Origin of the sequence: Pseudomonas sp. BIGb0381, assembly GCF_024809815.1 — a bacterium.
GTDB lineage: Bacteria > Pseudomonadota > Gammaproteobacteria > Pseudomonadales > Pseudomonadaceae > Aquipseudomonas.
This window is the reverse complement of sequence record NZ_JANUEN010000019.1, coordinates 46,912-60,559: the sequence shown is the minus strand read 5'-3', so window position 1 is coordinate 60,559 and position 13,648 is coordinate 46,912. Positions and strand designations below refer to the sequence as shown.

Annotated in this window: 10 protein-coding genes and 1 pseudogene; 7 read left to right on the top strand and 4 right to left on the bottom strand. The window is 61.1% G+C overall.

Annotation, left to right across the window (positions count from 1 at the left end):
* Positions 1-115 precede the first annotated feature (115 nt).
* On the top strand, positions 116-1,918 hold the full coding sequence (locus tag M2397_RS29395) for an acyl-CoA dehydrogenase (protein ID WP_259244945.1): 1,803 nt from the start codon (positions 116-118) through the stop codon (positions 1,916-1,918).
* On the opposite strand, the gene M2397_RS29390 is transcribed toward M2397_RS29395, so the two are convergent.
* Entirely contained in the window at positions 1,915-2,205 is a 291-nt protein-coding gene (locus M2397_RS29390) for a cell division protein ZapA (RefSeq protein WP_017526490.1), read from the bottom strand. The genes M2397_RS29395 and M2397_RS29390 overlap by 4 nt on opposite strands.
* Entirely contained in the window at positions 2,202-2,432 is a 231-nt protein-coding gene (locus M2397_RS29385; protein WP_003187970.1) for a hypothetical protein, read from the bottom strand. The genes M2397_RS29390 and M2397_RS29385 overlap by 4 nt, the downstream gene beginning before the upstream one ends.
* Positions 2,433-2,708: 276 nt before the next feature.
* Between M2397_RS29385 and M2397_RS30645 the strand changes: the two are divergent.
* The 6 genes and pseudogenes from M2397_RS30645 to trxC all read left to right on the top strand — a co-directional run.
* Positions 2,709-3,479 (top strand): annotated as a pseudogene (locus tag M2397_RS30645) (MCP four helix bundle domain-containing protein); the annotation flags it as partial.
* Positions 3,462-4,334: a methyl-accepting chemotaxis protein gene (locus tag M2397_RS30640; protein ID WP_405046503.1), complete on the top strand. Its 873-nt coding sequence runs from the start codon at positions 3,462-3,464 to the stop codon at positions 4,332-4,334. The pseudogene M2397_RS30645 and the gene M2397_RS30640, both read left to right, overlap by 18 nt.
* Positions 4,335-4,567: 233 nt before the next feature.
* Positions 4,568-6,310 carry a potassium/proton antiporter gene (locus M2397_RS29375; RefSeq protein ID WP_259244942.1) on the top strand — a complete coding sequence of 581 codons (1,743 nt, stop codon included), beginning with the start codon at positions 4,568-4,570 and terminating at the stop codon, positions 6,308-6,310.
* A gap of 52 nt (positions 6,311-6,362) precedes the next feature.
* Complete coding sequence (gene mscK / locus M2397_RS29370; protein ID WP_167655578.1) at positions 6,363-9,746, top strand: mechanosensitive channel MscK; 3,384 nt, start codon at positions 6,363-6,365, stop codon at positions 9,744-9,746.
* Positions 9,747-9,794: 48 nt separating this feature from the next.
* Entirely contained in the window at positions 9,795-11,258 is a 1,464-nt protein-coding gene (gene selO / locus M2397_RS29365; protein ID WP_259244941.1) for a protein adenylyltransferase SelO, read from the top strand.
* 152 nt (positions 11,259-11,410) lie between these two features.
* A complete protein-coding gene (gene trxC, locus M2397_RS29360) occupies positions 11,411-11,845 on the top strand; it encodes a thioredoxin TrxC (protein WP_259244940.1) in 435 nt (144 codons plus the stop codon).
* Positions 11,846-11,933: 88 nt separating this feature from the next.
* Here the strand turns inward: trxC and M2397_RS29355 are convergent, their stop codons facing one another.
* Both M2397_RS29355 and M2397_RS29350 read right to left on the bottom strand, forming a co-directional pair.
* Positions 11,934-12,149 (bottom strand): DUF6124 family protein, encoded by a 216-nt coding sequence (locus M2397_RS29355; RefSeq protein ID WP_145335944.1) that lies wholly within the window; start codon positions 12,147-12,149, stop codon positions 11,934-11,936.
* Between the two features lie 470 nt (positions 12,150-12,619).
* Complete coding sequence (locus tag M2397_RS29350) at positions 12,620-13,390, bottom strand: ParA family protein (RefSeq protein ID WP_053139210.1); 771 nt, start codon at positions 13,388-13,390, stop codon at positions 12,620-12,622.
* Positions 13,391-13,648 lie beyond the last annotated feature (258 nt).

The following is a 13,648-nucleotide window of genomic DNA, read 5'->3' as shown; positions in this document are numbered from 1 at the left end:
TCGCATTTCAATTCCCCTCCCCTCGTTCTGCCTCTTCATCACCCAGATCAATCTTGCTATCCAGTCTTTATTCGCGCACTTAGACTCAGGCCAATTCCTCCAAAGGTAAGCCGCCATGTCCGAGACGCTGCTCAGTTCCCGCAATCTGGCTTTCGAGCTGTACGAAGTCCTCGATGCCGAGGGCCTGACCCAGCGCGAGCGGTTTGCCGAGCACAATCGCGAAACCTTCGATGCGGCCATCAGCACGGCCCGCAACATTGCCGAGAAGTACTTCGCGCCACACAACCGCAAAAACGACGAGAACGAACCACGTTTTGAGGACGGTAAGGCGATTCTGATTCCGGAAGTGAAACCGGCGGTGGATGCGTTCCTTGAAGCCGGCTTCCTCAATGCGGCCCGCAGCTTCGAAGCCGGTGGCATGCAGTTGCCGACCCTGCTGTCTCAAGCCTGCTTCGCTCACTTCCAATCCGCCAACGCGGCCTCGACGTCCTACCCGTTCCTGACCATGGGCGCCGCCAACCTGATCGAAAGCTTCGGCACCGAGGAGCAGAAACAGCGCTTCCTGCAACCGATGATCGAAGGCCGCTTCTTCGGCACCATGGCCCTGACCGAACCCCACGCCGGCTCATCGCTGTCAGATATTCGTACCCGCGCCGAACCAGCGGCTGACGGCAGCTATCGACTCAAGGGCAACAAGATCTTTATCTCCGGAGGCGACCACCCGCTGTCGGAAAACATCGTGCACATGGTGCTGGCCAAACTGCCGGACGCGCCGGCCGGGGTGAAGGGCATTTCGCTGTTTATCGTGCCCAAGTTCCTGGTCAACGATGATGGCAGCCTGGGCGAACGTAACGATGTCCTGCTGGCCGGGCTGTTTCACAAGATGGGCTGGCGGGGCACCACGTCCACGGCGCTGAATTTCGGCGATAACGGTAACTGCGTCGGCTATCTGGTGGGTAAGCCGCACCAGGGCCTGAGCTGCATGTTCCAGATGATGAACGAGGCGCGCATCGGTGTGGGCATGGGCGCGGTGATGCTCGGCTACGCCGGCTATCTCTATTCGCTGGAATACGCCCGCGAACGTCCGCAAGGTCGCCTGCCCGACAGCAAAGACCCGTCCACCGCGCCGGTCTCGATCATCCAGCACGCCGATATCAAGCGCATGCTGCTAACGCAAAAAGCCTACGTCGAAGGCGCCTTCGACCTGGGCCTGTACGCCGCGCGCCTGTTCGATGACACCACGACGCTGGAAACCGAGGCAGAGCGTAAACAGGCCCACGAACTGCTGGACCTGCTCACGCCCATCGTCAAATCCTGGCCCTCGGAGTTCTGCCTCAAGGCCAACGAGCTGGCAATCCAGATCCTCGGCGGCCACGGCTACACCCGCGAATACCCGGTGGAGCAGTACTACCGCGACAACCGCCTGAACCCGATCCACGAGGGCACCCATGGCATCCAGTCCCTGGACTTGCTGGGGCGCAAATTGGCGCAGAACGGCGGCGCGGGGCTCAAGCAACTGATCCGGCTGATCGCCGACACGGGCTCGCGGGCACAGGAATATCCAGGCCTGACGGCGTTAAGAGAACCGCTGGAACACCTCGTGGCCCGTCTGCAAAGCGTGACGATCGGCCTGCTGACGGATCTCGCCCAGGGCAAGGTCAACAGCAGCCTGGCGAACTCGGCGCTGTACCTGAAGGTATTCGGGCACACGGTAATTGGCTGGCGCTGGCTGGAACAGGCGATTCGCGCCGAAGAAGGGCTGGCCAAGGGCAATGTGGCCGATGTCGCCTTCTATAAAGGCAAGCTCCAGGCCGCCCGGTATTTCCTGACCTGGGAAGTACCGGGCTGCCATCATGAACTGGCGATTCTGGAGGCACGGGATGATACGTGCCTGGGGATGCAGGATGAGTGGTTCTAGGGCTGGATCGCCTTGGAAATCACCTCGACCGTGGCGCTGACTTGCTCTTGGTAACGGTCGAGTTCCTGTTGGTGAGCCTGCTGCATTTCGATCTGCTCGGCGCACAGGTTCAGCGCCGCCAGCACCAGTAGCTTGTCACCGATCAGGGTCGGGTACTTTTTCTTGGTGGTGGCCAGGGAGGCCTTGAGCATGGTCACGGCGTGCATCAGGGTTTTATCTTCCCCGGCCGGGGCCTTGATCGAGTAATCCTCTCCGAGAATCGAAACGACCTTTATCCCTTCATTCATGCGCTGACAGGGCCTGCGCTCACGCGCTCAACCAGCGCCTGGATACGCGCTGCCGTCGCGCCGTGCTTTTCTTCCTGTTCCATCAGGTTCAGTTGCAGGCTGTCGTTCTCATCCTTGGCGCGAGCCAGTTCGGCCTTGAGGGATTCGTTGCTGCCCAGTAGCTCCTGATTCTGCTGTACCAGGTCGCTGACCAGTTGTTCCAGTTGGCTGAGGGATGCTTCTAACATTTTGATTTCTCGGGCTTTTTCAAAGGGCGGTGACGATAAAGAAAATTCACCTCGGATGCCAGGGTTATCCCTGGCGCGCAGCCCGTTTTTTAAGGGCCGGGCCACACTTTCGAGCCTTAGTGACTGCATTTCCCCCTTCTGGTTCCTGAATCCGCGCAACCCCTCGTCAGGTGCGACAAAAACGCACAGCCCCCTATAGACTTTAGTCGTATGCCCGATAGAGAGGCACACCCCGTCTCATGACCGCACGGATCGCGCCTCTCCCAGGATTTCCGCATGTCGCTTCGTAATATGAATATCGCTCCGAGGGCCTTCCTCGGCTTCTCGCTTATTGGCGCGTTGATGTTGTTTCTAGGCGTGTTCGCCCTGAACCAGATGAGCAAGATCCGTGGCGCCACCCAAGACATCACCCAGTCCAGCGTGCCAAGCATTCGCGCCCTGGATGAGTTCACCCAACTGACCCTGCGCCTGCGCGTGCTGTCGTACCGCTTGCTGACCAACCGCGAGCCGGACGTGCAGCAAAAGACCCTGGAAGCCTTCGAGCTGCGCAACCAGCAGATCCGCACGGCCCAGGGCGTCTACGAGAAACTGATCGACAGCGGCGAAGAACGCTCGATCTACGACGAATATATGCGCCTGCTTACCCAGTACCAGCAGATTGAAGCGCGTATGAAGAGCCTGTCGAGCGCCAACCAGATCGATGAGCTACGCAACCTTCTCAACACAGAACTGTTGAACAACTCCGAGCAGGTCAACATGGTGCTCAACCGCCTGCTGGACTACAACAACAAGGCCGCCCTGGCCACCAATCAACAGGCCGAAGACCAGTACAACATGGCCTTTGACTGGGTGATTGGCCTGCTGGTGATCGCCACGGCGCTGACGATGTTGTTCGCCTGGCTGCTGACCCGCAGCATCACCCTGCCGATTTCCCAAGCGCTCGAAGCGGCGGAAGAAGTCGCCGAAGGCAACCTGACGCGGCCGATCAAGGTCGACGGCAACGACGAAGCCGGACGCCTGCTGGCCGCCATGGCCAAGATGCAGGAAAAGCTGCGCGACACGTTGCAACGCATCGCCGGCTCCGCCACCCATCTGGCCTCCGCCGCCGAGGAGCTGAACGCCGTCACCGACGAAAGCGCCCGTGGCCTGACCCGGCAGAACAACGAAATCGAACAAGCGGCCACCGCCGTTAACGAGATGACCAGCGCCGTCGAAGAAGTCGCGCGCAATGCGGTGAGCACCTCTGAAGCCTCGCGCAACGCCACCACCTCAGCCGGTGACGGCCGTGACCTGGTGCAAGAGACCGTCAGCGCCATCGAGCGCATGAGCGGCGATGTGCAAGCGACCGCCACACTGATTGGCGAACTGGCCAATGAGTCGCGCGATATCGGCAAAGTACTGGACGTGATTCGCGGCCTGGCCGACCAGACCAACCTGCTGGCCCTGAACGCGGCGATTGAAGCCGCGCGCGCCGGCGAAGCAGGGCGTGGGTTCGCGGTGGTTGCCGATGAAGTGCGGGCGTTGGCCCATCGCACCCAGCAGTCCACCAGCGAGATCGAGCGGATGATCGGCAGTATCCAGGCCGGCACCGAGCACGCGGTGGACTCGATGCGCAACAGCACCGAGCGGGCGGAATCGACGCTGAACATCGCCAAAGGCGCGGGTATGTCGTTGGATACCATCAATACGGCGATTGTCGAGATCAACGAGCGCAACCTGGTCATCGCCAGCGCAGCGGAAGAACAGGCGCAGGTAGCGCGGGAAGTGGACCGCAACCTGGTAAATATCCGTGACCTGTCGGTGCAGTCGGCGACCGGTGCCAGCCAGACCAGTGCGGCGAGCAATGAGCTGTCGCGCCTGGCGGTGGATTTGAATGGGATGGTTGGCCGCTTCCGCCTCTAACTGCCTGCACTGGCTTGAAATGTGGGAGGGGGCTTGCCCCCGATAGCGGTGGGTCAGTTACAGATAAGCTGACTGACATACCGCCATCGGGGGCAAGCCCCCTCCCACATTTAGTTATGCGCCAATCAGAAAAAGCTTTTTGACAGCACAGCAATTCAACAGGTTAGAATCCCTGGCACGCAGACTGCATGGTCAGTTTGCGCCTCGCCTTATTTGCTCATGGAGTACTGCCTTTGAATGCGACAACCATCAACAGCCTGTTCTTGATCGGCGCGTTGCTGGTGAGTGCGAGCATTCTGGTGAGTTCTCTTTCCTCGCGCCTGGGCATCCCGATCCTGGTGATCATCCTGGCCGTGGGCATGGTCGCCGGCGTCGATGGCGGCGGCATCATCTTCGACAATTACCCGACTGCCTACCTGGTGGGCAACCTCGCGCTGGCAGTGATCCTGCTCGACGGCGGCTTGCGCACGCGGGTGGCGAGTTTCCGCGTGGCACTCTGGCCGGCATTGTCCCTGGCCACGGTGGGGGTGTTGATTACCACCGGCCTCACCGGCATGGCGGCGGCCTGGCTGTTTGACCTCAATATTATTCAAGGCCTGCTGATCGGTGCGATTGTCGGCTCAACCGACGCCGCAGCCGTATTCTCGCTGCTGGGCGGCAAGGGCTTGAACGAACGGGTGACCGCCAGCCTTGAGATCGAATCCGGCAGCAACGACCCGATGGCGGTGTTCCTCACCGTCACCTTGATCGACATGCTCGCCAGCGGCCAGACCGGCCTGCACTGGAGCCTGCTGACCCATCTGGTGCGCGAGTTCGGCATCGGCGGCATCGTCGGCCTCGGCGGCGGCTGCTTGATGCTGCAGATGGTCAACCGCATCAACCTGGCCACCGGCCTGTACCCGATCCTGGTAATCGCCGGTGGCCTGTTCGTGTTCGCCCTGACCAACGCCCTGCATGGCAGCGGCTTCCTCGCCGTGTACCTGTGCGGCCTGGTGATCGGCAATCGCCCGGTGCGTAGCCGTCATGGCATTTTGCATATGCTCGACGGTATGGCCTGGCTGGCCCAGATCGGTATGTTCCTGGTGCTGGGCCTGCTGGTCACGCCCCATGACTTGCTGCCGATTGCCCTGCCGGCCCTGGGCCTGGCGCTGTGGATGATCCTGTTCGCGCGGCCGCTGTCGGTGATGGTCGGTCTGCTGCCGTTCAAGGCGTTCCATGGCCGCGAAAAGGCCTTTATTGCCTGGGTCGGCCTGCGTGGCGCGGTCCCCATCATCCTGGCGGTGTTCCCGTTGATGGCGGGTCTGCCCCACGCGCAGTTGTACTTCAACCTGGCGTTCTTTATCGTGCTGGTGTCGCTGCTGGTACAGGGCACAAGCCTGCCGTGGGTGGCCAAGCTGCTGAAAGTGACCGTCCCGCCGGACCCGGCGCCGATCTCCCGCGCCGCCCTGGAAGTGCACGTCACCAGCGAGTGGGAGCTGTTCGTCTACCGCCTGGGCGCAGAAAAATGGTGCATCGGCGCGGCCCTGCGCGAGCTGAAAATGCCCGAAGGCACGCGCATCGCTGCCCTGTTCCGTGGCCAGCAACTGCTCCATCCGTCGGGTAGTACGGTGTTGGAAGTCGGCGATTTGCTCTGCGTGATCGGCCACGAACACAACCTGCCGGCCCTGGGCAAACTGTTCAGCCAGGCACCGCAGCGCGGCCTCGATTTGCGCTTCTTCGGCGACTTCGTGCTCGAAGGCGACGCCCAGCTGGGCGCGGTTTCCGCCCTGTATGGCCTCAAGCTCGAAGGGATCGACCCGGACATGCCGCTGAGCCGCTTCATCACCCAGAAAGTCGGCGGCGCGCCGGTGGTGGGCGACCAGGTGGAGTGGAACAACACCATCTGGACCGTCGCGGTCATGGACGGGAACAAGATTGGCAAAGTCGGCGTCAGATTCCCCGAAGGAAGTCGCCCGGCCCCCGGACTCTTCCTCTAAACTGCGGGGCGACAGCACGCCCCCGATTCTTCACCTTGCTCGATCGGTCTCTATGCCAACCCTGCGCACTTTTCTCGCCACTGCCCTGCTGGGCCTGACCCTTTGTGTCGGCAGCGTCTACGCCGCCGACCCGCCCAGCGCCGACGCCATCCAGCAAACCCTGGACAAGCTGCCTGATCGCAAACTGCCCGACGCCGACATGAAGGCGCTGCAGTCTATCCTGCAACAGACCCTGACCTACCTGGGCAACAAGCAGGATTACGAACAGCGCCTGGTCGACCTCAAGCGCCAGTTGGAAGACGCCCCGCGCCAGACCAGCGAGAACCAGCGCGAACTGACCCGGCTCAAGGCCACCAAGATCATTCCGGTCGCCCAGCGCTACGCCACCCTGCCGGTACCGCAGCTCGAGCAACTGCTGGTGCAGCGCACCACCCAGCAAGGCGACCTGCAAAAAGACCTGGCCGAAGCCAACAGCCTGACCATCGCGGCCCAGACCCGCCCCGAGCGCGCCCAGACCGAAATCAGCAGCAGCCAGACGCGCATCCAGCAGATCAATTCGACCCTCAAGGCCGGCAAGGACAATGGCAAGGCCCTCAGCAGCGACCAGCGCAACCAGCTGAATGCCGAACTTGCCGCACTGAATGCCCTGATTCCCCTGCGCCGCCAGGAACTGGCCGGCAACAGCCAACTGCAAGACCTGGGCAACAGCCAGCACGACCTGGTGGTGGAAAAGACCGCGCGCCTGGAACAAGAGATCCAGGACCTGCAAACCCTGATCAACCAGAAACGCCTGGCCCAGTCCCAACAGACCGTTACCCAGCAGTCCATCGAAGCGCAAAAGGCCGGCGGCAGCAGCCTGTTGGCCACGGAAAGCGCGGCCAACCTGAAGCTGTCCGACTACCTGCTCAAGAGCACCGACCGCCTCAACGACCTGACCCAGAAGAACCTGCAGACCAAACAGCAACTGGACACAGTGACCCAGAGCGATTCGGCCCTGGACGAGCAAATCAACGTGCTCAAGGGCAGCCTGCTGCTGTCGAAGATTCTGTATAAGCAGAAACAAGCGCTGCCCCGCCTGACCGTGGACCGCGACCTGGCGGACGACATCGCCAACATTCGCCTGTACCAGTTTGAGGTCAACCAACAGCGCGAGCTGATCAGCTCTCCCAGCACTTATGTGGACAACCTGCTGGCCAACCAGCCGCCGGCCGACGTCACCCCGCAACTGCGGCGCACCCTGCTGGAACTGGCGATTACCCGCAGTGACCTGCTGGAGCGCCTGAGCCGAGAGTTGAGCGCGCTGCTTAACGAATCCATCACCCTTCAACTGAACCAGAAACAACTGCTCAGCACCGCCACCACCCTGCGCGCGACGCTCGATGAACAGATGTTCTGGATCCCCAGCAACAAGCCGCTGGACACCGAGTGGCTGGAAACCGTGCCGGCGCACCTGAGCAAGCAGGTTGCCACCCTGCCCTGGGCTTCCAGCGTCAGCGAGTTGTACGACGGCCTGACCCAGCGCCCGCTGCTGTTCCTGCCGTTGCTGCTGTTGATCGGCGCGCTGCTGTGGCGACGCAAGGCCCTGTACCAACGCCTGAACAAGGTCCACCTGGACATCGGTCACTTCAAGCGCGACAGCCAGTGGCACACACCGCAAGCGATCTTGATCAATATCCTGCTGGCCATGCCCGTATCGTTGGGGCTGGCGCTGTGCGGCTACGCGCTGCAGATCGACGCCCGTGGGCAAAACGCCAACCTGGGTTCAGCCCTGCTGCAACTGGCCCAGGCGTGGCTGGTGTTCTACACCGCCTACCGCATCCTGGCGCCGGGTGGCGTGGCCGAGTTGCACTTCCGCTGGGAAAAGCCCCAAGTCGAATTCCTCCAAGGCTGGGTGCGCAAACTCGGGCTGGTGGTGCTGGCCCTGGTGGCCGTGGTGGCCATCGCCGAGCACCAACCGGCAGCACTGGCCGACGACGTGCTGGGCATCGCCGTGGTCCTGACCTGCTACGCCCTGATGGCCTGGTTGCTGGGGCGCCTGCTGCTCCACAGCCCGACCCACGAAAAAGCCTCGCTGTTCCGCAAAGCCATGGGCCTGGTGTTCACCGCGCTGCCTATCGCGCTGTTTATCGCCGTGTGCTTTGGCTACTACTACACCGCGCTCAAGCTCAGCGACCGGTTGATCAACACCCTGTACCTGCTGATGTTCTGGCTGGTGATCGAAGCCACCTTCGTCCGCGGCCTCGGCGTTGCCGCCCGGCGCCTGGCCTATTCCCGCGCCCTGGCCAAACGCCAGGCGGCCAAGGAAGCGGGTGACGGCGAAGCGGTGATCGAAGAACCGACACTGGACATCGAGCAGGTCAACGAACAGTCCATGCGCCTGATTCGCCTGGCCCTGCTCGGCGGTTTTATCGCCGCGCTGTACTGGGTGTGGTCGGACCTGATCTCAGTGTTTTCGTACCTGGATAACGTCACCCTGTACGAATACACCAGCGGCACCGGTGCCAATATCAGCATGGTGCCGATCAGCATCGGCGACTTGCTTGGCGCGCTGATCATCATCGGCATCACCTTCGCACTGGCGCGTAACCTGCCGGGTTTGCTGGAAGTACTCGTACTGTCCAAGCTCGACCTGGCCCAGGGCAGCGCCTACGCCACCACCACATTGCTGTCTTACGTGATCGCCGGCGTGGGCTTCGTGTCCACACTGTCCACCCTCGGCGTCAGCTGGGACAAGTTGCAGTGGCTGGTCGCCGCGCTGTCGGTGGGCCTGGGCTTCGGGATGCAGGAGATCTTCGCCAACTTCATCTCCGGCATCATGATCCTGTTCGAACGCCCGGTGCGGATCGGCGACACCATCACCATCGGTAACCTGTCGGGCACGGTGAGCAAGATCCGCATCCGCGCCACCACCATCACCGACTTCGACCGCAAGGACATCATTGTCCCCAACAAGACGTTCATTACCGGGCAACTGATCAACTGGTCGCTGACCGACACCATCACCCGCGTCACCCTCAAGCTGGGCGTGGACTACGGCTCCGACCTGGACCTAGTGAAGGAATTGTTGCTCAAGGCCGCGCGAGAAAACCCGAGGGTGTTGAAGGAACCGGAACCCCACGTGTACTTCCTCAACTTCGGCGAAAGTACACTGGACCACGAACTGCGCATGCACGTGCGCGACCTCGGCGACCGCAACCCGGTGATCGACGAAGTGAACCGCTTTATCAACCGCGAGTTCAAGAACCACCACATCAACATCTCCTTCCGGCAGATGGAGGTGTACCTCAAAAACCTCCACGGCCAGGAATACAAGCTGGTGCCGGTGGAAGACGAGAAGAGAACCATCGTCGGGCCGGCCGAGGCGCAAGATGTGCCAGAGCCGCCGGCGGGCAAAGTGGCGGATGCACCCGAGCCACCGCCGAGCAAACTCGACTAAATGCCCTATCCCCAGCAGAATGCTCGGACATTCTGCTGGAGATGGCCGGTGAAAGCCCTCGACGAACTGACCTTCGACAACCGCTTCGCACGCCTGGGCGACGCGTTCTCAACCCACGTATTGCCCGAGCCCCTCGACGAACCGCGCCTAGTGGTGGCAAGCAATGCCGCCATGGCCCTGCTCGACCTCGACCCTGCAGTGGCCGAAACGCCGGTGTTTGCCGAGCTGTTCAGCGGCCACAAGCTGTGGGCCGAAGCCGAGCCGCGGGCGATGGTCTATTCCGGGCATCAGTTTGGCGGCTACACCCCACAACTGGGCGATGGCCGAGGGTTGCTGCTGGGCGAGGTGTACAACGAGGCCGGCGAACATTGGGATCTGCACCTGAAAGGCGCGGGGATGACGCCCTACTCGCGCATGGGCGATGGCCGCGCGGTGCTGCGCTCGTCAATCCGGGAGTTTTTGGCCTCCGAAGCGCTGCATGCACTGGGCATCCCCAGCAGCCGCGCGTTGTGCGTGATCGGCTCCAGCACCCCGGTCTGGCGGGAGAAGCAGGAACGTGGGGCGATGGTGCTGCGCTTGGCGCCCAGCCATGTCCGCTTTGGTCATTTCGAATATTTCTACTACACCAAGAAGCCCGAACAGCAGGCCGAGCTGGCCGAACACGTGCTGAACCTGCACTACCCCGAGTGCAGGGAACAGCCCGAGCCCTACCTGGCGATGTTCCGCGAAATCGTCGAACGCAACGCCGAGATGATCGCCAAATGGCAGGCCTATGGTTTCTGCCACGGGGTGATGAACACCGACAACATGTCGATCCTCGGCATCACCTTCGACTTCGGGCCGTTTGCGTTTCTCGACGACTTTGACGCGCACTTCATCTGCAACCACTCGGACCATGAAGGGCGCTATTCCTTCAGTAACCAAGTGCCCATCGGCCAGTGGAATCTCAGCGCGCTGGCCCAGGCGCTCACGCCATTTATCAGCGTCGACGCCTTGAAAGAAGCCCTTGGCCTGTATCTGCCGCTGTACCAGGCCCACTACCTGGACCTGATGCGCCGCCGATTGGGGCTGACCACTGCCGAAGACGAGGACCAGAAGCTGGTCGAGCAGTTGCTGAAGCTGATGCAGAACAGCGGTGTGGATTACACGCTGTTCTTCCGGCGGCTGGGGGATGAACCGGCAGCGCTGGCGGTGGCGAAGCTGCGCGATGATTTTGTCGACCTCGCCGGCTTTGATGCCTGGGCAGGACTGTACAAGGCTCGTATTGAGCGGGATGGGGATTACAGCGAGGAACAGCGCCGTGTGCGGATGCACGCAGTGAACCCGCTGTACATCCTGCGTAACTACCTCGCACAGAACGCTATCGCTGCCGCCGAATCAGGCGATTACAGCGAAGTGCGACGGTTGCATGAGGTGCTTTCCAAACCGTTCGAGGAGCAGGCGGGGATGGAGCAGTACGCGCAACGACCGCCGGATTGGGGCAAGCATTTGGAGATCAGTTGTTCGTCGTAAGACAGAGAGGCTGTGGCGAGAGAGCTTACTCCCGCAGGGCTGCTGCGCAGCCCAACGCGGGGCAAGCCCGCTCGCCACAGTCATGTATCTATCTTGATAACTATCGGCGCTGACTCCAAATAGAGACTAATGGCCATACTCAGGAGCCCACCATGTCCGACCCTCTCGTTATCCCCTGCCCCCATTGCAACGGCCTCAACCGCATCCCCGGCGAACGCCTGGGTGATACGCCCAAGTGCGGGCGTTGCAAGCAAGCGGTTCTACTGAGCAAGCCTTTCGAGCTGAAGCAAGGCGACTACGCCAGTCAGATCAAGGGCGATTTGCCGTTGCTGGTGGACGTGTGGGCCGATTGGTGTGGGCCGTGCAAGTCGTTTGCGCCGGTGTTTGAGCAGGCGGCCGGGCAGTTGGAAGGCAAGTGCCGGTTGGCCAAGCTGGACAGCGAGGCCAACCAGCAGCTGTCGGCGCAACTGGGGATCCGGTCGATCCCCAGTCTGATTCTGTTCAAGAACGGCCGCGAAGTGGCGCGCCAGAGCGGGGCGTTTCCGTTGCCGCAGTTGATGAGCTGGTTGCGTAGCCAGGGGGTGTAACCGGGCCTTGAGAACAAGGCTGGACAGTGTGGGAGGGGGCAAGTCGAATCGTCGCACCGCCCCTCCCACATTTGACCGAGTGTTATCTTCAGGCCACGGGGGCTTCGCGGTCCATTATCTGGCCGACCAGCATTACGCCAAGTTCGCTCAATTGGTGGATAGCCAGGGCCACGTCGCGGTGTTCGCCGGTGAGGTCGTTGGACAGGTTGAGTAACAGGGTGCGGACGGAGGAGAAGGTTTCGTAGCTGTTGAGGATGAGGGTTTCGGTGGGGAGGTTGGCTGTAACGGTATAGAGGTTAACCATGGATCGTCTCCGAGTAGTGGAGCCGCAACCGGCCGCTACTAAACGGAGGGTGGCAGCTGTACGCAGGTTAGTAGACCGGGGAGACGCAACCGGCGCGCTCGAAAGCGCCCTCCGTACAGCCACCATCAAATTCAGGAAGCTCCTGATCGACGAATTGCCGTACGTCTCACCTCGGGCTACTAAACCCGATCACTGAACATTCAGTGACCGCAGAACCTTAGAGATGCCCATCCAGACGCACAAGCCGGCGGATTCTGGCGTACCTGTAGGCAACGATACAAGCCACACCCCCTCTAGCCAGACCCTTCCTACAGCCTCTGTGGGAAAAATCCAATCCCCGACTGAAATGCAATTCAAATGTGGGAGGGGGCTTGCTCCCGATGGCGGTGAGTCAGTCAAAGTACTCGTGACTGATACACCGCCATCGGGAGCAAGCCCCCTCCCACAGAGGTTTTGTGTCGCCAGCAAAATCAGGCGTTTTCCAGCAGGTTATGCAACTCCACAAATTGCAGAGTGAGCTTGTGCCGTGGGTCCAGGTGGATCAGCGGCTTGTTCTCCTGGTGCGACTCGCGCATGCGCACCGAGCTGGCCAGGTACACCGGCAGCACCGGCAAGCCTTCGGCAATCAACTCATCGAGCATTTGCTGCGGCAGGCTCGCCCGCGCCTGGAACTGGTTGACCACGATACCTTCGACTTCCAGGCCTTCGTTGTGGTCTTCCTTCAATTCTTCGATTTCGGCCAGCAGGCCATACAGGGCCTGACGCGAGAAGCTGTCACAATCGAAGGGGATCAGCACACGATCAGCGGCAATCAGCGCCGAAACCGCATAAAAGTTCAGGGCTGGCGGGGTATCCAGGTAGATCCGGTCGTAATCCTCGCTCAGCTCATCCAGCAGCTTTCGCAGCTTGTTGATCTTGTGCTTGGCTTCAAGCTTGGGCTGCAAGTCCGCGAGTTCGGCGGTCGCGGTGATGACGTGCAGGTTGTCGAAGGGTGTTTCGTAGATATCCACCTTGTTCTTCTTCGAAAACGGCCCGGAAGACAGGGTTTGCTTGAAAAAGTCCGCGATCCCCATAGGGATGTCATCGCCGGTCAGCCCGGTGAGGTATTGGGTCGAGTTGGCTTGTGCATCGAGGTCCACCAACAGGGTTCGATAGCCTTCGCTGGCGCTGACCGCCGCCAGGTTGCAGGCAATGCTGGACTTACCAACGCCGCCTTTTTGATTGAAAACCACGCGCCGCATGGAAAAACCTCCGTGTATCAATGAATGTCCGAGTGTAGAGGGCAAAAGCGCCTGTTAGCTACCTCGTTCATCGATGCATTGCTGCATCGCATCTGCCCTGTCATACGTCGCGGACAAGTGAAAAGGAAGTGTCCGACGATCCAACTTGCCCCCCATTGAAGGACAATCTGTAAATCTTCCCCACTATTTGTAATCGGCCGTGCACATTTCTTTACCAAAGTTTGCTAGAACCCCACGGCACCGGGATAATGCGCGCCA